The sequence below is a fragment of the Streptomyces sp. NPDC005955 genome (assembly GCF_042871255.1).
GTDB lineage: Bacteria > Actinomycetota > Actinomycetes > Streptomycetales > Streptomycetaceae > Streptomyces.
On record NZ_JBIAIF010000025.1, the window covers coordinates 1 to 21356 of the forward strand.

General features: G+C 74.1%; 18 protein-coding genes. 8 read left to right on the top strand and 10 right to left on the bottom strand.

Annotated elements, in window-relative coordinates; translation table 11 throughout:
- Positions 1-193: 193 nt before the first annotated feature.
- Both ACFYOU_RS32860 and ACFYOU_RS32865 read right to left on the bottom strand, forming a co-directional pair.
- Complete coding sequence (locus ACFYOU_RS32860) at positions 194-1936, bottom strand: pyruvate dehydrogenase (protein WP_391310890.1); 1743 nt, start codon at positions 1934-1936, stop codon at positions 194-196.
- A 133-nt stretch (positions 1937-2069) separates the two neighbouring features.
- Complete coding sequence (locus ACFYOU_RS32865; RefSeq protein WP_391310893.1) at positions 2070-3260, bottom strand: protein phosphatase 2C domain-containing protein; 1191 nt, start codon at positions 3258-3260, stop codon at positions 2070-2072.
- 948 nt (positions 3261-4208) lie between these two features.
- Between ACFYOU_RS32865 and ACFYOU_RS32870 the strand changes: the two genes are divergently transcribed.
- Together ACFYOU_RS32870 and ACFYOU_RS32875 are read left to right on the top strand one after the other, a co-directional pair.
- Positions 4209-5213: a helix-turn-helix domain-containing protein gene (locus tag ACFYOU_RS32870; RefSeq protein ID WP_391310895.1), complete on the top strand. Its 1005-nt coding sequence runs from the start codon at positions 4209-4211 to the stop codon at positions 5211-5213.
- Positions 5214-5249: 36 nt separating this feature from the next.
- The gene (locus ACFYOU_RS32875) at positions 5250-5732 is read left to right on the top strand and encodes a DUF456 family protein (protein WP_391310897.1); all 483 of its coding nucleotides are present in this window, start codon (positions 5250-5252) and stop codon (positions 5730-5732) included.
- 81 nt (positions 5733-5813) lie between these two features.
- Here the strand turns inward: ACFYOU_RS32875 and ACFYOU_RS32880 are convergent, their stop codons facing one another.
- The 3 genes from ACFYOU_RS32880 to rsgA form a co-directional block, all read right to left on the bottom strand.
- Positions 5814-6338: a methylated-DNA--[protein]-cysteine S-methyltransferase gene (locus tag ACFYOU_RS32880; RefSeq protein WP_391310900.1), complete on the bottom strand. Its 525-nt coding sequence runs from the start codon at positions 6336-6338 to the stop codon at positions 5814-5816.
- 5 nt (positions 6339-6343) lie between these two features.
- Entirely contained in the window at positions 6344-7780 is a 1437-nt protein-coding gene (locus ACFYOU_RS32885; protein WP_391310940.1) for an Ada metal-binding domain-containing protein, read from the bottom strand.
- Between the two features lie 139 nt (positions 7781-7919).
- Positions 7920-9017, bottom strand: a complete 1098-nt coding sequence (gene rsgA, locus ACFYOU_RS32890; RefSeq protein WP_391310943.1) for a ribosome small subunit-dependent GTPase A — start codon at positions 9015-9017, stop codon at positions 7920-7922.
- A 430-nt stretch (positions 9018-9447) separates the two neighbouring features.
- On the opposite strand from rsgA, the gene ACFYOU_RS32895 reads away from it, so the two are divergent.
- Complete coding sequence (locus tag ACFYOU_RS32895; protein WP_391310902.1) at positions 9448-9996, top strand: hypothetical protein; 549 nt, start codon at positions 9448-9450, stop codon at positions 9994-9996.
- Positions 9997-10042: 46 nt separating this feature from the next.
- On the opposite strand, the gene ACFYOU_RS32900 is transcribed toward ACFYOU_RS32895, so the two are convergent.
- Positions 10043-11410 carry a radical SAM protein gene (locus ACFYOU_RS32900; RefSeq protein WP_391310904.1) on the bottom strand — a complete coding sequence of 456 codons (1368 nt, stop codon included), beginning with the start codon at positions 11408-11410 and terminating at the stop codon, positions 10043-10045.
- A gap of 217 nt (positions 11411-11627) precedes the next feature.
- The gene (locus ACFYOU_RS32905; protein ID WP_391310906.1) at positions 11628-13199 is read right to left on the bottom strand and encodes a carboxylesterase family protein; all 1572 of its coding nucleotides are present in this window, start codon (positions 13197-13199) and stop codon (positions 11628-11630) included.
- 190 nt (positions 13200-13389) lie between these two features.
- Here ACFYOU_RS32905 and ACFYOU_RS32910 point away from each other — a divergent pair, with 190 nt between their 5' ends.
- Positions 13390-13782, top strand: coding sequence for a VOC family protein (locus ACFYOU_RS32910; protein ID WP_391310908.1), 393 nt, complete (start codon positions 13390-13392; stop codon positions 13780-13782).
- A gap of 62 nt (positions 13783-13844) precedes the next feature.
- On the opposite strand, the gene ACFYOU_RS32915 is transcribed toward ACFYOU_RS32910, so the two are convergent.
- From ACFYOU_RS32915 to ACFYOU_RS32925, 3 genes are all read right to left on the bottom strand, one after another.
- Positions 13845-14522, bottom strand: coding sequence for a helix-turn-helix domain-containing protein (locus ACFYOU_RS32915; protein ID WP_391310910.1), 678 nt, complete (start codon positions 14520-14522; stop codon positions 13845-13847).
- 10 nt (positions 14523-14532) lie between these two features.
- Complete coding sequence (locus ACFYOU_RS32920) at positions 14533-15546, bottom strand: cupin domain-containing protein (RefSeq protein WP_391310912.1); 1014 nt, start codon at positions 15544-15546, stop codon at positions 14533-14535.
- Positions 15547-15705: 159 nt separating this feature from the next.
- Entirely contained in the window at positions 15706-17193 is a 1488-nt protein-coding gene (locus ACFYOU_RS32925) for a YhjD/YihY/BrkB family envelope integrity protein (RefSeq protein ID WP_391310914.1), read from the bottom strand.
- Positions 17194-17210: 17 nt separating this feature from the next.
- Here ACFYOU_RS32925 and ACFYOU_RS32930 point away from each other — a divergent pair, with 17 nt between their 5' ends.
- The 4 genes from ACFYOU_RS32930 (at position 17211) to ACFYOU_RS32945 (ending at position 21297) form a co-directional block, all read left to right on the top strand.
- Positions 17211-18872, top strand: coding sequence for an acyl-CoA dehydrogenase family protein (locus ACFYOU_RS32930; RefSeq protein WP_391310917.1), 1662 nt, complete (start codon positions 17211-17213; stop codon positions 18870-18872).
- Between the two features lie 278 nt (positions 18873-19150).
- Positions 19151-20470 carry a GAF domain-containing protein gene (locus ACFYOU_RS32935; protein ID WP_391310945.1) on the top strand — a complete coding sequence of 440 codons (1320 nt, stop codon included), beginning with the start codon at positions 19151-19153 and terminating at the stop codon, positions 20468-20470.
- A 58-nt stretch (positions 20471-20528) separates the two neighbouring features.
- Positions 20529-21098: a GNAT family N-acetyltransferase gene (locus ACFYOU_RS32940; RefSeq protein ID WP_391310919.1), complete on the top strand. Its 570-nt coding sequence runs from the start codon at positions 20529-20531 to the stop codon at positions 21096-21098.
- Positions 21099-21213: 115 nt separating this feature from the next.
- Entirely contained in the window at positions 21214-21297 is an 84-nt protein-coding gene (locus ACFYOU_RS32945) for a putative leader peptide (protein WP_353961789.1), read from the top strand.
- Positions 21298-21356: the final 59 nt, after the last annotated feature.

Consider the following 21356-nt stretch of genomic DNA (forward strand, 5'->3'; position numbering starts at 1 on the left):
CGGTCCGGCAGCAGCGGCTCGATGCGTGCCCACTGGGCGTCAGTCAACGACACACATCAACCAACGATCAGATGATCCGAAAGAAACGGCCTAGGTCCTCCCCCTCCCGGCCCGGGGCCGGTGTTCCTGCCGGGCCGGGGGGCTCGACAGGACGAACCGGTCGCCCCGACCTGGCGCGAGCTGACCGTTCCGCTCACGGTCGGGGCACGTTGCGGAGGTTGGAGCGGGCCATCTGGACCATCCGGCCGACCCCGCCGTCCAGCACCATCTTGGAGGCGGAGAGGGCGAAGCCGGTGACCATCTCGGCACTGATCTTCGGAGGGATGGACAGGGCGTTGGGGTCGGTGACGACGTCCACCAGGGCCGGGCCCTTGTGTCGGAACGCCGCCTTCAGCGCACCGGGGAGGTCCTTGGGCTTCTCGACCCGCACCCCGTAGGCACCGCAGGCCCGGGCGACGGCGGCGAAGTCGGGATTGACGTTGTCGGTCCCGTACGAAGGCAGACCGGCGACGAGCATCTCCAGGTCCACCATGCCGAGCGACGAGTTGTTGAAGAGGACCACCTTCACCGGCAGGTCGTGTTGGACGAGGGTCAGGAAGTCACCCATCAGCATGGTGAACCCGCCGTCCCCGGACATCGACACCACCTGGCGGTTCCGGTCCACGAACTGCGCCCCGATCGCCTGCGGCAGGGCATTGGCCATCGAACCGTGCGAGAACGAACCGATGATGCGCCGGCGGCCGTTGGGCGAGAGGTAGCGGGCCGCCCACACGTTGCACATGCCGGTGTCGACCGTGAACACCGCGTCCTCGGCGGCCAGGTCGTCGAGGACGGAGGCGACGTACTCGGGGTGGATGGGGACGTGCTTGTCCACCTTGCGGGTGTACGCCTTGATGACGCCTTCGAGGGCGTCGGCGTGCTTCTTCAGCATCTTGTCGAGGAAGCGCCGGTTGCTCTTCTCCGCGACCCGCGGCAGCAGGCACCGCAGCGTCTCCCGGACGTCCCCCCACACCGCGAGGTCCAGTTTGGAGCGCCGTCCCAGCCGCTCGGGGCGCACGTCGACCTGGGCGATCCGTGCCTTGTCCGGCAGGAACGCGTTGTACGGGAAGTCCGTGCCGAGCAGGATCAGCAGATCGCACTCGTTGGTCGCCTCGTAGGCCGCCCCGTACCCGAGCAGACCGCTCATGCCCACGTCGTACGGGTTGTCGTACTGGATCCACTCCTTGCCGCGCAGGGCGTGGCCGACCGGGGCCTTGATCCGTCCGGCGAACTCCATCACCTCGGCGTGCGCCCCCGCGGTGCCGCTGCCGCAGAAGAGGGTGACCTTGTCGGCGGCGTCGATCATCCTGACCAACTTGTCGATCTCCCCGTCACCGGGCCGGACGGTGGGCCGGGAGGTGACGAGCGCACTCTCGGCGGCCCGGTCCGGGGCGGGTTGGTCGGCGATGTCCCCGGGCAGCGACACCACGCTGACCCCGCCCTGCCCCACCGCGTGCTGAATGGCCGTCTGGAGCAGCCGGGGCATCTGTCGCGGGTTGGAGATCAGTTCGCTGTAGTGGCTGCACTCCCGGAACAGCTGATCGGGGTGGGTCTCCTGGAAGTACCCCAGGCCGATCTCGCTGGACGGGATGTGGGAGGCGAGGGCGAGCACGGGCGCCATCGAGCGGTGGGCGTCGTACAGACCGTTGATCAGGTGCAGGTTGCCCGGCCCGCAGGAACCGGCGCAGGCCGCCAACTGCCCGGTGACCTGGGCCTCGGCACCGGCGGCGAAGGCGGCGGTCTCCTCGTGGCGGACGTGCACCCAGTCGATGTCCGAGCTGCGCCGAACGGCGTCGACCACCGGGTTGAGGCTGTCGCCCACCACCCCGTACAGCCGTTTGACGCCCGCGCGCGTGAGGATGTCGACGAACTGTTCGGCGACGTTCTGCTTGGCCATGGATCCAGGTGCCCCGTCCGTGCCGCGGGCGGCGGTCCGCGGAACCGCACGCCCTGAGTTTCCGGTCGTCCACGCCGGCTTCCCGTTTCCGGTCGCGGTATGCGTTGGCTCCATGAAGGCACAGGTGACGGGTTCACGCCTCCCAGACCGCTGCCGCGGTCCTGTCGTCGGCGTAGCCCTTGACCCGGACGGTGGTGTCCGCGAGGAAGGCGGCGAGGCCCGGCGGTCCGTCCACCCAGCGCCCGGCCAGGTGGGTGGCGAGGGCTTCCTCGCCGCGCAGCGGTGCGGCCAGGCCCTCCGAGCAGAGCAGCAGGGCGTCCCCCGGGCGGGCGACGGAGGCCCGGAAGCGGAACGGGTCGCGGGCGGGTTCGGGGGCCGGTCGGTACGGGCTCGGGGGCGTGCTGATGCGGAGGTCCACGGTCAGTGGGTCGTCCCCGGCGGGTGCGGACGCAGCCGCAGCCGTGTCCTCGGCCGAGGACGCGGGCCCGGCCTCGGGCTCCTTCCCCGGCCCGCTGGCGGGATCGGTCGGGGGCGAGCCGAAGCCGACGACCGGCTCCCCCACGGTGTCGGTGAGCCGCGGTTCGATGTCCTGCCAGACGCCCTCGCGCAGCCGGAACAACCCGCCCTCCCCCGCGCCGAAGAACACCCGGACCCGGCATCCGGGGTCGGCGGGGAGCAGCAGACAGCGCAGGCTCGCCACGGGCTCCTCGGCGGCGTCGGGGTCGCCGGACCGGGCCCGTGAGGTGCCGAGGCTGCGGTCGGTGAGCCGGTGCAGTCCGGACTTCAGGTCGCCCCGGCTGCCGGCGCGGATGTCCGCGGCGAGCCGTGCGTGGTTGCGGCCGACGGCCCGGGCCATCCGCCGGGTCGCTTCGGCGGCGGCCCGGTGGGCACCCGCCGCGGCCCGCGCCCCGGTCGCCACGGCGATCAGCACCAGGGCCTGCTGGCCGGTGCCGAAGCGGGCGGTCAGCAGGGCGTCCCTGCGGTGCTCGCCCCGGTACCGGGCGGAGTCGCCCCGGGTGGAGACGGCCCGGAGGGTGCTGGCGCCGTAGCGGGCTCCGTCGAGGACCGTGTCGGCGACGAGGTCCCGCAGGGCGTCCGGGTCGGCGGCGGGCAGTGCGGTCGGCTCGGCCTCGTAGGTGGGCGGCCGGTCGCCCAGGTGACCCACCTGCGGCGGAAGCGGAACGGCGGTCACCGTCTCGTCATCGGCGCGTCCCGGTGCTCCGGAGGGGTCGCCCTTGCCCCGGCCGAACCGCCCCAACCGGAAGGTGCGGGGTTCGGAGGCGGCGCCTTCGGGCTGCCAGGGCGGACGGGAGGTCCGCGGCACGCGGGGGTCCGCGGCGGCCGGCGGACGGACCACCGGTGCGTTCGGGACATCCGGCGCGGGCGGTGCGGGCGGTGCGTCCGGTGCGGGCGGGGGCACCGTTGCGGGCGCGGGTGATGCGGTTCGGGGCGGGGGGTTCGTCCGGGCGGGCGCCGTCGGGTCCGGGGCGGCGGCGGTCGTGTCAGTGGCTGCGCCGGCGGTCGTGTCAGTGGCTGCGCCGGCGGTCGTGTCAGTGGCTGCGCCGGCGGTCGTGTCAGTGGCTGCGCCGGCGGTCGTGTCAGTGGCTCCGGGGGCGCGCGGCGCCGGGACCGGTCCCGCGGATTCCGCCGGCGCCGCGGCTCGCGCCCCGGTGGTACGCGAAGCCCCCGCGCCGTCCTGACCGTCCGCGGGGCCCGGGGCCACCTGCGGCCAGCCGGCGTACAAGTCGCCCCACCAGTCGTCGTCTTGGCGGGCCGACGGCCGCTCCCCCTGCTGGCTCATGCCGACATTGTCCATGGCTTCCGGCGCCCGAAAACGGTCATTCAGAAAATCAGCCGATCCATAAGAAGATGAATCGACAAAGCGAGCCGCCGTCCAGGTTGCGCCCCCGATCGGCGGCGCAACCTCGACCGTCGCCCCAGCTCAGCGCGGTGCACCGACGGCCGACCGGCCTTCCGTCGCGCTCGCGACCCCCCTCGGGCGCACCGCACGGAAGCCGGCGCGAACGCCGGCGCAGACGTACGTACGCCGTTCGCCCGGTCGCCCAAGTTGGCCGAAGTGCATCCGTTCCCGATCGCACGACGCCCCACGACGTCCCACGGCACCCCTCAGACCCACGGACACCGCATATCCATCGTGACCACCGCATTCCGGACGGGGTCGAGCAACCGGGAGGGGCCGCCGTGCCCCCGGGGCGGGAAAAGCGGCGATGATGAACGCGAACGGTGAACGTACGGGGAGGAAAGCCGTCTCATGCTGTCCGCGTTGGGCCTGGACGAGGTGCACGAAACGGCGTACCGCGCCCTGGTTTCGGTGGGCGCCGCAGACGTCCCCGATCTGGCCCGCAGGCTGACCCTCGGCGAACCCGCCACCGACCGGGCGCTGCGCCAACTGGAACGGCACGGGCTCGCCGCGCAGGCGACGGGGCGGCCCGGCCGTTGGGTGGCCGCTCCGCCCGAGGTCGCGCTGGGCGCACTGCTGGCCCGACGGCGCCAGGAACTCGAACGCGCGGAGCTGTCGGCGACGTTGCTCGCCCAGGAGTACCGGGCGCGGGAGGCGGAACCCGCCGTGCACGACCTGGTCGAGGTGGTCACGGGGCGGGGGGCCATCGCCCAGCGGTTCCTCCAGCTCCAGCTCGGTGCGACCGAGGAGGTCTGCGCCCTGGTGACCGGCGACCCGATCGCCGTCTCCGGGGCGGACAACGAGGCCGAGGCGGAGGCGGCGGGCCGGGGCGTGGCGTACCGGGTGGTGGTCGAGCAGGAGGTGCTGTCCCGGCCCACGGGGGTGCGTGACCTCTCCGCGGCGCTCGGCCGGGACGAGGAGGTCCGGGTCGCCGACCGCGTCCCCACCAAGCTGCTGATCGCCGACCGGTCGCTGGCGATGGTGCCGCTGACCGCCCGGACGGCCGAGCCCTCGGCGCTGGTCGTGCACGACTGCGGTCTGCTGGAGTCCCTGTCGGGACTGTTCGAAGCGGTGTGGCGGCACGCCCTGCCGCTGCGGTTGGGCCGGGGCGGCACCGTCGCGACGCACCCGCAGGGCACCGGTGAGGACCCGGACGGACCGGACAGCATCGATCTGGAGGTCCTCTCCCTGCTGCTGGCCGGCCTGACCGACGCGAGCGTGGCCAAGCAGTTGGACCTCGGGCTGCGCACGGTGCAACGGCGGGTCCGGCGGCTGATGGAACTGGCGGACGTGACGACCCGGCTCCAGCTCGGTTGGCACGCCTACGAGCGCGGCTGGGTGGCGCGCACCCGCTGACGGGCGCCGGGGCACGCCCTCCGGCACGCTGGGCTGATGGGAGCGTGGGAACTCCTCCTGGTCGGTGTGGTGCTGCTGATCGGCCTGTGCGGAGTGATGGTGCCGGGCGTGCCGGGATCGTGGCTGGTCTGGGCGGGCGTGGCCTGGTGGGCCGTGCAGGACACCCGGACGGTGGCCTGGGGGGTGCTGGTGGGCGCGACGGTGGTGCTGCTGGTGGCGCAGGCGGTGCGCTGGCAGCTGCCGCCGCGCCGGCTGCGGCAGAGCGGGACCACCCGGCGGATGGCCCTGTGCGCGGGGGCGGGCTCGCTCCTGGGGTTCTTCCTGGTGCCGGTGCTGGGCGCGCTGCTCGGCTTCGTCGGAGGCGTCTACCTGGCGGAACGGGTGCGCCTGGGCAGCCACGGCGAGGCCGCCGCGTCCACCCGCAACGCACTGCGGGTGGGGGGCTGGAGCGTGCTCGTGGAGTGGTTCGCCTGTCTGTTGGTCATCGGGGCGTGGCTGGGGGTGCTGGTGTGGGGGTGACCTGCCGCGGGGGCCCGTCGTCGAGCTGCCACCGTCACCCGGACGGCCCAGTGGAGGGCCCTCGCGTGCGGTCGGGCCGCGTCACCCGTGCGGACGGGCGCCTTCCAGGTCCAGCAGGAACGTCTTGCGGTCGAGGCCGCCCGCGTACCCGGTCAGCGAGCCGTCGGCGCCGATGACCCGGTGGCAGGGGCGCAGGACGAGCAGCGGGTTGGCGCCGATCGCACCGCCCACCGCGCGGACGGCGGCCCGGGAGGCACCCACCTCCGCGGCGATCCGGCCGTACGTGGTGGTGGTCCCGTACGGGACCGCGTCGAGGGCGTCCCAGACCCGCCGCCGGAAGTCGGTGCCCGCCGGGCGCAGCGGTAGCCGGAACGCGGTCAGTTCTCCGGCGAAGTAGGCGACGAGCTGCTCGCGGGCCGCCCGGAACGGTTCGTCGGCGCGGCGTCGTGCGGGTCCCGCGGAGCGGCCGCCCTTCTGCCCGGGGACGGACAGGGAGGTGAGGGCACCGTCCTCGTCGGCGGTGAGGAGGAGCTCTCCGAGGGGGCTGTCGAGCGTGGTCCACGGGGATTCGGTGGTCGGGAGGGATGCGGTGGTCGGGGTGGTCATGGTGATCACGTACTCGCTTTCGCAGGGGCGGGGCACGGCTCGCCAGCGGCTCGGGCCGCGTGCAGGTGCCGTAGGGCGTAGGACCGCCAGGGGCGCCAGGTGTCCGGCACCGGCACGTCGGGCGGGGCGACGTCGGGGTCGCCGAGGGCACGGACCCGGATCTCCGCGACGGTTCGCGCGTCGAGTCCGGGCAGCCCGAGCAGCGTGTGGTGCGCGGTGTCCCGGTCGGCGCCCGCGTCGAGCCTGAGGGTGCCGTCGGCGAGCGCCGCGCACAGCGCCCCGAGCGCGCCGTCCGGCTCCGCCGCGGCCAGCACGGCGGGCTCGGGGAAGAGGTGGGTGAGGGTGCCGCAGGGCGTGTCCAGCGGTTTGCCGTACCGCTCGACGAGGTGGGCCGCCGCCACCGGACCGACCAGGGCGCGCACCGCGGCCTCCTCCGGGTCGGCGCTGGCCGGTGACCGCAGCCCCGGCCGGGCGGCGATCGCCGGGGCGAGCCGTGGATCGGCGCCGAGTCGTTCGTCGACGGCGTACGGGTCGGCGTCGAGGTCGAAGAGTCGGCGCAGGCGTTGCACGGCCGTGGTGAGGTCACGCGGGTCGGTGAGCCGCAGACTCGCCTCCAGCCAGCCGCCGGGCCGCGTGGCACCGGTGCCCCGACCGGGGACGGAGCTCCGCTCCTCGACGGTGGCGATCCCCGCACCGTGCGGGAGCCGCAGGGTGCGCCGGTGGATCCGACGGCCGGGCGCGCCCGTGACCTCCTCGATCCCGGCGACGGCCTGGGCCGCCAGCAGGTCGAAGACGGGTCCGGCCAGGTAGGCGCCCCGGTGGGCGAGGCGGAGCGGGATGTCCGGCGAGCCGCCCGAGCCGGTGACGGCGGGCCGTCGGGCGCTGCGCGGGGCGACGGCCCGCAGCCTGCTCGGGGTCATGCCGTATCCGGCCCGCAGGGTGTCGTTGAACTGTCGGACGCTCGCGAAGCCGGCGGCGAACGCGACCTCCGTGACGGGCAGTGCGGTGGTCTGGAGGAGCGTGCGGGCGGTGTGCATGCGTTGGGCCCTGGCCAGGGCGATCGGCCCGGCGCCCAGTTCGCCGGTGAGTTGGCGCTGCACCTGGCGGGGGCTGTAGCCGAGTCGGGCGGCGAGGCCGGTGACGCCCTCGCGGTCGACGACGCCGTCGCCGATCATGCGGACCGCGCGGGCCACCGCGTCGGCCCGGGCGTTCCACTCCGCGGAGCCCGGCACGGCGTCCGGGCGGCAGCGGCGGCAGGCCCGGTAGCCGGCGCCCTGGGCGGCGGCCGCGGTCGGGTAGTAGCGGACGTTCTCGCGCCGGGGCGTGACCGCCGGGCAGCTCGGCCGGCAGTAGATGCCGGTCGTCCCGACGGCGAAGAAGAACTCCCCGTCGAAGCGGCCGTCCCTGCTGCGTACGGCCTCGTACCTGGTCTCGTCGTCGATCACACCACCGATTGTCCCCGGTCCCGGGGCCCGTCGCTGGCGGGAATCGGACACGGCGTCCGGACGGGCCGGGGCCCACGGCCCGAGGCCGCCGCGCGGGGCGCAGTGCCCCGCGCGACGTGCCCCGGCGCCGCGGAGCTCAGATCCGGCCGGTGCGCTTGGCCCGCTGGGCGGCGCGCCCGACGGCTCCCTTCTGCTTCCACTCGCGTCGCAGGTCGGCCCGGGTCCGGGCGTCGGTCTTCGCCACGATGTACCGGTTCTCGCGCAGCAGCTTGCGGAAGCTGTCGAGCCGCCGCTCGGGCAAAACGCCGTCGGCCACCGCGGCGAGGACCGCACAGCTCGGCTCGGCCTCGTGCGCGCAGTCGTGGAACTGGCAGCCCCGGGCCAGTTCCTCGATCTCGGCGAACACCCGCTCGACGCCGCTCCCGGCGTCCCAGAGCCCCACGCCGCGCAGTCCGGGCGTGTCGATGAGGGCGCCGCCGCCGGGCAGCAGCAGGAGGTTGCGGGTGGTGGTCGTGTGGCGGCCCTTGCCGTCGACGTCCCGGGCCGCCTGGACGACCTGGGCGTCCGCGCCGAGGAGCTCGTTGGCGAGCGTGGACTTTCCGGCGCCGGACTGTCCGAGCAGCACGCTGGTGCCCCCGGCGACCACGGCGGCGAGCACGTCGAGCCCTTGGCCGGTGGTCGCGCTGGCCGGCAGGACGGGCACCCCCGGGGCGCTGGTCTCCACGTCCCGCACGAGGTGGGACAGGGTGACCGCGTCCGGGACGAGGTCGGCCTTGGTGAGGACGACGACGGGCTGCGCACCCGACTCCCAGGCGAGGGCGAGGAACCGTTCGACCCGGCCGAGGTCGAGCTCCACCGCGAGGGACACCGCGATGATCACAAGGTCGACGTTGGCGGCGAGGATCTGTCCCTCGGACCGCTTGGACGAGGTGGAGCGCACGAACGACCGGCGGCGCGGCAGATACGCCCGGACGTACCGGGGGTCGCGACCATCAGGGTCGACGGCGGCCCAGTCCCCGGTGCAGATGACCTTCAGCGGGTCGCGCGGCACCACGAACTCGGTGTCGGCCCGGACGGTACCGAAGGGGGTGACGACGTCACAGAGCCCGCGGTCGACGCGGACGACGCGGCCGGGTACCAGTCCCTGGGCGGCGTACGGGGCGAAGGCGGCGGCCCAGTCGTCGTCCCAGCCGTAGGGGGCGAGGGCGCGCTGTGCGTCGTCGGAGGAAGACATGCTGTTGAGCAGGGTGTGGGACAAGGGGAACCCTTCGAGGGGCGGCCCCGGCAGCGCGCTCGGCGCGCGGACTACTGCGTACGGGTGTCAGCCGGAGACCACAGGGGTGGAAAGGATGAACTCCTGAGTGCGGGCAGCGCCCGTGACCATGACCGTCACCACTGACCTCACCTCCTGTTCCCTCAACGAACCGACGGACCGAACCGGGTGCGGCACACGGCCACGTCCCGGCGGAACGGAATGAAGACTAGACGCACCCCCCGACCGCGTGCCAGCCATTTTTCGACGGATGCCCACGGACTCCACCGCCGGGGCCGACTGCTGTGGCCGCAGGCACCGTTGATCACGAGAACGTCACTTCGCCGGACCGTGGGGGAGGCGGTGTCGCATCATGGGGCGGGGGACATCCGTCGCACACTGGGGGGAATCCGTGCACCGTCGTGCCGTCGCCGTACTGGTCGCCGTGGGGCTGACCGCCCTGTCGGGCTGTGGGGGCATCGAGGAGGAGACCGCGAAGTTGCCCGACATGAAGGGCAAGGGGCTCCAGTCCGCGCAGGACCAGGCCCGGGAGGCGGGCTTCGACCGGCTGAGCTCGCACGACGCGCTGGGTCGCGGGCGGCTCCAGGCGATGGACCGCAACTGGAAGGTGTGCGGGCAGACTCCGAAGCCCGGGACGCACGCCACGAAGACGAAGGTGCGCTTCGCCACGGTCAAGCTCGACGAGAAGTGCCCCGCCAAGGACGGCGCGCTCCAGGAGACCAGGAGCACCCTGCCCGACTTCGTCGGGAAGTCGGTGCGGGCGGTCCGGCAGTCGCTGGACAGTTCCACCAGCATCTCCGTCAACGACGCCTCCGGCGAAGACCGGTTGGTGATCGTGGAGTCCAACTGGAAGGTCTGCAGGCAGAAGCCGAAGGCCGGCACCGATTTCGACGGGCAGCCGGTCAGCCTCGACGCCGTGAAGTTCGGCGAGCGCTGCTGAGGTGCGGAGCCCCGGGGCTCTTCAGTTCCGGGGCCCCGCGAGGTGTTCAGTTCTCTTCGGCCGCTTCCTGCGGGGCCAGGCTGTCCATGAAGGAGCTGACGGAGAACACCGCCCGCCCCGGGCCGGCCGGTCCGTACCCGGGGGGCGAGGACAGTCCGAACTCGTCCATCGTGGCGCGGTAGGACTCCAGCAGCCGGATGTGGTACTCCAGCGGGGCGCCCTGCGGATTCGCCTTGCCCAGCGGGGTGGTGGGCTCGGGGCACCAGGTGGTGAAGCGGGGCGTGATGCCGTGCGACATGAAGAACCGCAGGCCCTCGGTGGTGGAGGCGATGGCCTCGTCGACGGTGGTGAAACCGAAGGGCTCCGCCATCTCGACGCCCGCGACGAAGTTCGGGATGACGTTGCGGGCGCCGAACACGTCCGCCGAGTCGAGGATGCGGCGGTGCCACTCGTCCCTGCCGACGTAACGCTCCTTGCCGGGGCAGTAGAGCTCGAACAGACGGCGGTCCCACACCTCGTAGTTGGGGTGGTAGATCTGCACCCCGTAGTCCTTGAAGCGCTGGACGTCGTCCTTGGGGAGGGCCTGGGCCACGACCTTGCCGATCCACCGGCCCGGGAAGCGCTCCTCGATGGCCTTGGCGTAGTGGCCGTAGAAGTCGGCCTCGTCACGGCCGGCGACCTTCGAGGTGACGGCGCCGCCGGTGAGCGTGTAGGCGGTGGAGGTGCGGGCGGTGTCGTACTTGTCGATGATCTCCAGGGCCTCCAGCACCTCCTCGACGTCCTTGACGCCGGTGTAGGGGCGCCCCGCGGCCTTGTGCTGGCGCCAGTTGTGGTTGATGTCGCAGTACTGGCACTCCTCCTTGGCGCCGAAGTACTGGCAGACCCGGAAGACCGTCAGATAGACGAGGTAGCCCCACTGGATGGTCGGCGCGACCTCCATCACCGACTTGCCGTTGGCGAGGGTGTGACGGTAGTAGTCCGGCATCGGCGGCAGGCCGACGTCGGCGATCCGACGGCCGTCCAGGTACAGCCCGAGCATCCCGTCGGCGTCGGCGGCGACCCGGTACGGGGACGCCGGGTTGACCCGGACGGAGACCACGGTGCGACGCAGGTCGTACGGGCCGCCGGTGAGGACGATCTCCTCCGGCGGGCGGCGCAGCGCGGCGGCGCCCAGCTCCGGCAGGGTGCCGTGGTCGAACGAGAAGATGAAGTACGACTTGGGCTTGACGTCGCCGGTGGCCTCGTTGGTGGTGTCGCTGAGGGCCGACTCGTCGAAGGCGATGCCGCCGCGCAGCAGGTCCTCCTTGAAGACCGCTTCCCTCGGTACGTGCGGGAACCGTTCCAGCAGATCCTCGACCAGTGCGGTGCGGCGCACCGTACCGTCCGTGGTGTCGGTGCCGTCCGTGGTGCCCATCGTGTGTCTCCTCGCTCCCCCGGCCGCAGAGGGTGTGTCCGGCGGGGCCCGGGGTGTCGGTGCCCGCCGCTCGCGGTGTGTGCGTCCGGCCCTCCACCGTATGCCCCCGTCCGGGGCGGCCCGACCTGGGCCCGGGGACGGAGGGCTTAGGTCGGGGGACCGACCCCGCCGCGGGGTGCCGGGCCGGGTGTTCCGAGCGGGTCCGGGCCCGGGGCCGTCAGCGGTCGGCGGGCCGGGACAGCGGGGCTGCGCCGCGCACTTCGGCGGGTGCGGCGGGTTCGGCGGGTTCGGCGGGTTCGGCGGGCCACAGCGCGAACGCACGGTCGCGGGGGCCGTGCAGCACCGTGGCGCCGGGACCGGGACCGAACCTGCGCACCGGGTGCCGTGCGTCCCACGCGGGCCATCCGGGGTCCCCGTCGACGACGAACCGCACCCACGCCCCGTGCATCTCCTCGGCGAGCCACTGCGGCGCCCCCGGCCCGGCCAGCATCGCCGTGGCCGGGGAGGAGACGGTGTCGAAGACGAACCCGAGTTCCAGTGCGTGGCAGGCGCCGAGCCCGGCGATCGAGGACGGCCAGGCGAACTCGTAGAGGTAGGTGTCGCCGGGTACCGGGGACGCGACCCGGCGGGCTTCCGCCAGCCGGTGAACCGGTCGTCTCAGCAGGTGGTCGGTGACGAGTTGGCCGACGACCTCCGCGGCGCCCGCCCCGGGGTGCAGCGCACGGTAGCCGCGGACCGTGCCCGGGCCGCAGCGGGTACGGGCCCGCGCCCAGGCCAGGGCGAGCGGACCGAGCCGGTCGACCCGTTCCGAGAGCCCGTTCGGTGCGAGCCACAGCCGGTGTTCCTGTGTGGTCCACCCCGCCAACAGTCCGACGTCGGCCGCCCCGTCCCCGCGGGTCAGTGCCTCCATCGGCTCGGTGGGGACCAGGTCGCCGTCCACGACCACGCCGAAGGCGGGGCCGCCGAGCAGCGGATTCGCCCGTCGCCCGGCCGCGTGCTGGGCGGCGAGCAGCGCGGCCGGCTCCACTTCGGCGAAGGCCGCGGCCGTGGCGGGGACCCTCAACCGGGTGGCCATCCGCCGCACCATCCGGCGGGCCCGGTCGCGCTCCACGGTCTGCGGCGGCCCGCTCTGGAGCACCGCACGCCGGAACAGCCCCCGGGCCCGGGGGCTGGCCAGCAGCACGCCCGCGCTGATCGCCCCCGCCGACGCGCCGAACAGCGTGACCCGGTCCGGGTCGCCGCCGAACGCCGCGATGCCGCCGCGGACCCACTCCAGGGCGGCGAGTTGGTCGCGCAGCCCCAGATTGGGCGGGGCGTCGGGGAAGAGGCCGTACCCCTCCACCCCGAGGCGGTAGTTGAAGGACACCAGGACCACGCCGTCGCGGGCGAAGGCCCCGCCGTCGTACACCGGCACCGCGGACGACCCCCGGGTCAGGGAGCCGCCGTGGGCCCACACCGCCACCGGGAGGCGGGCGGCCGGGTCCGGGTCCGGGGTCCACACGTTCGCGGTGAGCCAGTCGTCCCCCGTGATCACCGGATCGGACAGGAGGCGGGCGAAGGGCGCACCGTACGGGGGCTTGGGCGGGGTGGCGCCGAAGGCGGTGGCGTCCCGCACGCCGTCCCAGGGCTCGGGGGGTCGAGGGGGTCGGAAGCGGAGGGCGCCCCGCGGCGGCGCGGCGTAGGGGACGCCCCGGAAGACGGCCACCCGCCGACCGTCCCCGTCTGCGAGGTCTTCATGACGTCCGCGCACCGTTCCGTACGCGGTCCGGACCCGTGGGCCTGACACCATCGCTGCCTGCACTCCTCCGCATCGTCGCGCGGACCGGAGGGCGACCGGGCGCGCGTGCGTCGTCATGGAGCCCCAGGGTGTACCAGGTCCCCCGGTGGAGCCACCCGGACGGGTGCGGCGGGCCGGCGCGGCCGGGGTGCCGTCCGATTCCTTCAAGACCGGGGCGGCGCGGTGTGCCTACGCTCCCGCCATGAACGCACGATTCGATCTGGTGAGCGTGGTCGTCTCCGACATGGCCGCGTCCGTCGCCTTCTACCGCCGCATCGGCCTCGACTTCCCGGCGGGGGCCGAGTCCCAGCCGCACGCGGAGGCCGAACTCTCCGGGGGCCTGCGGTTCGCCCTCGACTCCGAGGAGGTCATCCGGAGTTTCCTGCCCGACTGGCACGGCGTGCCGGAGGGGCGGGTGGGGCTCGCCTTCCTCTGCGACGGGGGTCCGCGGGGCGTCGACGACCTGTACGCGGCGCTGGTCGCCGAGGGACACCAGGGGGTGCGCCCGCCGTGGGACGCCCCCTGGGGTCAGCGGTACGCCCTGGTGGCGGACCCGGACGGCAACGGGGTGGACCTCTTCGCTCCCCTGCCCTGAGCCGCGGACGTCCTGAGCCGCGGACCGATCCGCCGCGGGCACCGACCCGCCGCGGGCTGCGGTCAGGGGGCCAGACGACCGAGGGTGGTGCCGGCCAGGGCGCGGGTCTCGCGGGCCAGGTGCGCCTGGTCCGCGTACCCGGTGCGCTGGGCCGCGTCGGCCCGCCCCGCGCCCGAGCGGACCAGGGCCAGGGCGCGTTGGAAGCGGAGCACCCGGGCCAGGGTCTTGGGCCCGTAGCCGAACGCCTCCAGGGACCTGCGGTGCAGGCCCCGCGCGCCGAGCCCCACCTCGTCGGCCACCGCGCCGACGGTCCGTCCGGCGCGCAGCCCGGCGACGATCCGCCCCACCAACGGGTCGGTGCGGCACGTCGCCCACCGCCGGGCGGCCAGGGCCTCCAGGGCCACCGCGGGGTCGGCCGCCGCCGCGATCCGGGCCGCGAGGGCACCGACCTCCCGGGCGGACCAGAGTTCCGCGAGGTCCACCCGTCGGTCGCGCAGGACGTGGGCGGGTACGCCCAGGAGCGGTGCCGCGGTGCCGGGGGCGAACCGCACTCCGGTGTACGGGGCGGAGCCGTCCGGCGGGTGGGCCCGGGTGTCGGGTCCCGCGACGAACAGCCGGCCCGCGCTCCAGAGCAGGTCCATGCAGCCGTCCGGCAGGACGGTGCCGCCCCCGCCGGGCTCCGGCTCCGCACTCCACACGACCGCCCCGGGCACCCGGGAAGCCCTTTCGACGTACCCCATGCGGCCCAGGCTACGGCGCGGGCACAGGGGCGGGCACAGGGGCAGGTGCAGGCGCAGGCGCAGGTACGGGCACCGGGGCCGGCGCAGGTCGCGGGCGGTGCTCGCGGTGTTCCTGGGGGCTGACCCCGTAGACGCGTTTGAAGGCGCTGGACAGCGCGAACGCGCTGCCGTACCCGACCTGTCGGGCGATCGCGCCGATGGTGAGGTCCGTGTCGCGCAGGAGGTCCGCGCAGTGGGCGAGGCGCCATCCGGTGAGGTACGCCATCGGGGGTTCCCCGACGAGCGCGGTGAACCGACGGGCGAGGGCCGCCCGGGACACCCCGGTCTTCGCGGCGAGTCCGGCGACCGTCCACGGGTGGGCGGGTTCGTCCTGGAGGAGTCGCAGGGCCGGCCCCACGACCGGATCGCCCAGGGCCGCGTACCAGGCGGGGGCCTCGGCCTCCGGTCGGGAGAACCAGGCCCGCAGCGCTTGGATGACGATGAGGTCGAGCAGTCGGTCGAGCACGACTTCCTGACCGGGCTCGTCACGGGCCATCTCCGCGGCGAGCAGCGTCAGCAGTCCGCGGTCCCAGTCGCCGGCCGTGAGGGTGAGCAGCGGCGGGAGCGCGTCGAGGAGTCGTCCGCTGATCTCGCCGCGCAGGTGGTACGTCCCGATGAGCAGCGCGACGGAGGCGTCCGTGCGTTCCCCCCAGGTCCGTAGCCCGAGGTCCATCACGCCGTGCAGGAGTTCGCCGTCGGGCGTCGCACAGATGCCGCCGGGCAGACAGCGGACCAGGGGGACGGTGTCGGGGGCGTCGGCGCAGGTGTAGTGCTCGGGGCCGCGGGCCAGCGCGACGTCCCCGGGCCCGATGCGGACCGGAGCCCCGCTGGCGGGGACGATCCAGGCCTCCCCGGTGACCACGACCATCAGGGAGAGGGGGGCCTGGTCCTCGACCCTGACCGACCAGGGCGGGTCGAAGCAGGCGCGGATGAGGAAGGCGCCACGGGCCCGTGGGCCTTCCAGTAGTCCGGCGAGCGCGTCCATGCCGGTCAGGGTAGGGCAGGGGCGGTCGGAGCCCTACTGCGGACCGACCGGCGGACCCACCGGATCGGGACCTTCCCGGACGGAACGCCCCCGGCGAACCCGTCGGTGCGGCCGGACCCCGCAGGCGAACCGTCGGGGCCCGGGGCCCTGGTGGACCCGTCAGTCGCGGTGGCGTTCCCGCCCGGGTCCCTCGGCCGCGCGGGACCAGACGTCTCCCGCGGCGCCGGGGTCCGGCCGGTGCCGTCCCGGGAGGACCGCGCCGTGGTGGACGCCGCCGGGGACCTCGCCGTGGTGGGTCCCCGGGTGGGCGGCCGGGGTGCGCAGGGCGGCCTGGGGCCCGGCGGGGCCCGGGCCGCCCCCGTCGTGGCCCCTTCCGCGGGCCTCGCCGTCGCCGCCGGCCGCCTCGGTGCCGGAGCCGTCCGCCGGCGGGCCGTCGGAGGGGCGCCACAGGGGGGTGCGCAGCCGGGAACCGAGGTCCTCCGGGGGCAGGAACTTCGACCAGCGCTCGGGGAACTCGGACGGCATCTCCGGGTCGTCGGCCTGGTCCGCCCGGTCCGCCTGGTCGGAGTAGTCGGCGTAGTCCGCGTCGTCGGAGTAGCCGGAGGGCTCGTGGAAGTCGGGGAAGACGGAGTACTGCTCGCCGCCGTGGCGGCGCCAGGCGGCGGCGCGGGCCACGTACTCGGCGATCTGTGCCTGCTTCGCGCGTTCCTGCGCGGCGCGGGCCGCCGCGGTGGCGACGGAGGGCCAGACGCGGTCGATCGCCGCGTTCACCGCGGCGCCGACCAGCACGGCGAACGCCGAGACGCCGATCCACAACAGCACCGCGACGGGGGCCGCCAGCGAGCCGTAGATGGTGGGTCCCTCGACGGTGTTGGTCAGGTAGATGCGGAGCAGGAAGCTTCCGAGCACCCACATCCCGAGGGCGACCAGGGCCCCGGGCACGTCCTCCACCCAGGGCGAACGCACCGGTACGGAGACGTGGTACAGCGTGGTCAGGAAGGCCACGGACAGCACGATCACGACCGGCCAGTAGAGCACTTGGACGACGGTGGTCGACCAGGGCACCACCTTCACCACCGCGTCCGGCCCCGCGACGATCAGCGGGAGCGCCACCGAGCCGATCAACAGGGCGACGATGAACAGCAGGAAGGCGAGCAGCCGCGTCTTGACGATGCCGCGGGCGCCGTCGAGCCCGTACATGACGGTGATGGTGTCGATGAAGACGTTCACCGCCCGGGAGCCCGACCACAGGGCGAACAGGAAGCCGATGGAGATGATGTCGGGTCTGCCGCCCTCCATCACGTCGTCGAGGATCGGCCGGGCGATCTCGTTCACGCCCTTGTCCGACAGGACGGTGCGGGACGCCTCCAGCAGATTGGACTCGACGCTGGCGATGGTGGAGGCACCGGTCCAGGAGTCGACGTACCCGAGCAGTCCGATGAGGCTCAGCAGCAGCGGCGGCACGGACAACAGCGTGAAGAACGCGGCCTCGGCGGCGAGGCCGAGGATGCGGTACTCGATGCACGAGTTGACGGTGTCCTTGAGCAGGAGCCAGGCGGTCCTGCGTTTGGAGACATCCCGATACAGGGCTTTGGCCCGGTGAAGGCGGCCGGCTGGCCGATCAGGTGTTTCTTTTGCCTCGTGCACCTCCTTACCGTATCGGCATGGCAGCGCGCACTCACACCGTGACCAACCAGCCTCCACCCTTGACGGGGTATGACGTGTTTGCTGGTGACCTGGCCCTTTCCGAGGCGGTCGGCCGGCATCTGGACCCGGCCCTCAGGGACGCGGCGGAGGCGGAACTGTCGCTGCTGGGGCGGGCCGCGGGCTCGACCCAGGTGCAGGAGTGGGGGGCGCTGGCGAACGAGAACCCGCCCGCGTTGCGCAGCCACGACCGTTACGGCCACCGGATCGACGAGGTGGCGTTCCATCCGGCGTGGCACCGTCTGCTCGGCAAGGCGGTCGGGGCCGGGCTGACCGCGGCGTGGACGACGCCGGGCGGGCACGTCCGGCGGGCGGCCGGGTTCCTGGTGTGGTCGCAGGCGGAGGCGGGGAACGGCTGTCCGCTGTCGATGACCCATGCGGCGGTGCCCGCGCTGCGCGCCGAGCCGGCCCTGGCGGCCGAGTGGGTGCCCCGGCTGACCTCGCGCACCTATGACGCGGGGCTGCGGCCGGCGGCCCGCAAGGCCGGCGCCCTGTTCGGCATGGGCATGACCGAGAAGCAGGGGGGCAGTGACGTCCGCGCCAACGCGACGGTCGCCACCGCGCTCGCGGGCGACGGCGAGTACGCCCTCACCGGGCACAAGTGGTTCTGTTCGGCCCCCATGTCGGACGGCTTCCTGGTGCTGGCCCGGGCCGCGGAGGGGTTGACCTGCTTCCTGGTGCCGCGCGTCCTCGCGGACGGCACCCGGAACGCGTTCGCGATCCAGCGCCTCAAGGACAAGCTGGGCAACCGGTCGAACGCCTCCGCCGAGGTCGAGTTCGACGGCACCTGGGCGCGCCGGGTCGGGGCCGAGGGACGCGGGGTGCGCACCATCATCGAGATGGTCACGGCGACCCGGCTCGACTGCGTCCTCGGGTCCGCGGCACTGATGCGGCAGGCGGTCGCCCAGGCGGTGCACCACACGACGTACCGGGAGGCGTTCGGCGGGCCCCTGGTGGACAAGCCGCTGATGCGCAACGTCCTCGCCGACCTGGCCGTCGAGTCGGAGGCCGCGACCACCCTGGCGCTGCGGCTCGCGGCGGCGTACGACACCGCGGAGGACGGGGCCGACCCCGCGGCGGCCGGTGAGCGCGCCCTGCTGCGGATCGCGGTGCCGGTCGCCAAGTACTGGGTCACCAAGCGCTGCACCCCCCTGGTGGCCGAGGCCCTGGAGTGCCTCGGCGGCAACGGGTACGTCGAGGAGTCCGGGATGCCGAGGCTGTTGCGGGAGGCGCCGTTGAACTCGATCTGGGAGGGGTCGGGCAATGTGCAGGCCCTCGACGTGCTCCGGGCGCTCCAGCGCGAACCGGAGGCGCTGCACGCGTTCCTGGTGGAGGTGGGACGGGCCCGGGGCGCCGACGACCGGCTCGACCGCGCGATCAAGGACCTGCTCACCGAGCTGGCGGACCTGGAGGGCCTGGAGGCCAGGGCGCGGCGGGTGGTGGAGCGGATGGCGCTGGTGCTCCAGGGCTCGTTGCTGGTCCGGTTCGCACCGCCGGCGGTGGCGGACGCCTTCTGCTCCTCGCGTCTGGCCCGCGACGGGGGCGGCGCCTTCGGCACCCTGGCGCACACCCTGGACCTGGCGTCGATGGTGGACCGGGCCCGGCCGGTACGGACCGGGTGAGGTGCGGCGGGGGTGGTACCGCGCCGACACGGCGCCACCCCCGCCCGGCCCCGTGGTGCGGAGCGCGCGCCGAACGAACGGCGCCGGGCTCAGCTTTGAGCACCCCTCGCACCTCCGCCAGAGTTGCAGGGGGTTGCACCCCCGCACCGAACTGCGCACTTCCGGGGCACCATGGGGGCGGGACGGGCCCGCTCCCACCGGGAGTACGCGCGGGCGGTGCGTGAAGGGGGAGGCTTGTGGTGACGCCATCGGCCATCGAGGTGGCGAGGCTCGCCGCCATGGACGCGGAGCGGGCGTCGCGGCTGTTGCGGGAGGTCCACGCGGCGAACCTGGCGGGGGACCGCACGGGAGCCGCGCCCCGGCCGGTGATAGGGGAGTCCTGGCTCCGGGCGGTGCGCGGCGGCATCGATCCGGACCGCGACCACCGGGGCCCCTTGCTGGGCCTGGAGCGGTTGGCCGAACTGCGCCAGCGCTCGCCCTTGCACGAGCTGCTGCCGCTGCTGCGGGAAGCGGTGGAGCCGGTGACCGACGCCTCGCAGTCGATCATGATCGTCAGTGATGCGGCCGGTCGAGTGCTCTGGCGGGAGGGCCATCCCGCGGTGCTGCGCAAGGCGGACCTGTTGGGCTGCGAGCCCGGGGCTGACTGGAGCGAGGCCGCGGTCGGCACCAACGGGGTGGGCACCCCGCTGGTGATCAGGCGGCCGGTGCGGGTGCACGCGGCCGAACACTTCGCGCGGGCCCAGCACCCGTGGACGTGTGCCGGCGCGCCGATCACCGACCCCCGGGACGGACGGCTGCTCGGCACCATCGACGTGAGCGGACCGCACGAGACCCAGCACCCGGCCACCCTCGCGCTGGTGGCGTCGGTGGCGAAGCTGGCCGAGGCACGGCTGCGGGAGCGGCACCTGACGGGGTTGGAACGCCTGCGGTCGGTGGCGGCTCCGGTGCTGGCGCGGCTCGGTGGACGGGCGCTCGCCGTGGACGGGGACGGCTGGACGGCCGGGGTGACCGGGATGCCGCCGGTGGACCGGGTGGCGCTGCCGCGGGGGCTGGAGCAGGGCCGGACCTGGTTGCCCTCGCTCGGCGACTGTCTGGTGGAGGCGCTGCCCGGCGGCTGGCTGCTGCGGGTGGCGCAGACCGGTGAGGCCCCGGCCACCCGGGTCCTGTTGGACGTGTCCGAGGCGCGGCGGTGGCACGTGAGCGTGACCGGCGGCTCGGGGGGCTGGACGCACGAGCTGACCCCCAGGCACGCCGAGTTGCTGTACCTGTTGGCGGTGCACCGGGCGGGGCGCAGCGCGTCCGAGTTGGCCGAAGCGATGTTCGGTGACCCGAGCCGGACGGTGACCGTGCGGGCCGAGGTCTCGCGGGTGCGGAGGTATCTGGGCGGGCTGCTGTGCCACCGCCCCTACCGGTTCCGGGAGGACGTGACGGTGGAGCTGAGCCTGCCCGCACGACGCCACGACCTCCTCCCCCACTCGGCGGCCCCGGAGATCCGCTCGGCCACTGCGGGAGTCCGCTCCGCCGCCCCGGAGGTCCGCTCGGCCACCCCGGCCCCGGAAGTCCGCTCGACCGCCCGGGAGGCTCCGGCCCGCCCGTGAGCGGGAGGGACCGACGGGCGGGGCGGGCGGGCCCGGGACGCTTTCGTACCCTGGGCGCATGAGCATCACCGTGACCACGTGGTCCCTCGAACAGACCTCCCCCGCCGACCTGATCCCGGCCAAGGAGCCGGAGGGTGACGTCCGGGTCGTCCGGGCCGAGGTACCCTCGCCGGAGTTCAGCCGCTTCCTCTACACGGCGGTGGGCGGGGACATCCGTTGGACGGACCGGCTACCGCTGACGTACGCCGATTGGCGGGAGCGGCTGGAGCGTCCGGGGACGGAGACGTGGGTCGCGTACGACCGGGGCACCCCGGCGGGTTACGTGGAGCTGGAGGCCCAGGAGAACGGTGCGGTGGAGGTCGTGTACTTCGGCTTGATCCCGGCGTTCCGGGGCCGCCGGATCGGCGGGCACCTGCTGAGCCTCGGCACGGCGCGGGCCTGGGACCTGGCCACCCGCTGGCCGGATCTGGCTCCCACCAGCCGCGTCTGGCTGCACACGTGCAGCGAGGACGGTGCGCACGCGATGGACAACTACCTGCGCCGCGGCTTCCGGCTGTTCGACACCAAGACGGCCCCGGAGCCCGAGGTGGCGACCCCGGGGCCCTGGCCGGGCGCCGGACCCGTCTGAGACGGGCCGGCGGATCATGTGACCAAGACCACCCTTGTCTCACGATGCGGGACAAGGGTGTCCACATATCGGATAACGCTAGACCGGTCCGACACCGTCGTGCCACGCTTCCGCCATGCCTTCAGCTGGAATCCCCTTGGTGAGTCGACGTCACGTCGACCTCGGCCGCGTGTCCAGCGCCATCTGTCCGGCGCGCTGACCGCCCTCAGCACCGCCGTCCCCCCAACCTCCTCAGCGCCTTCCGCCCGTCCTGCACCT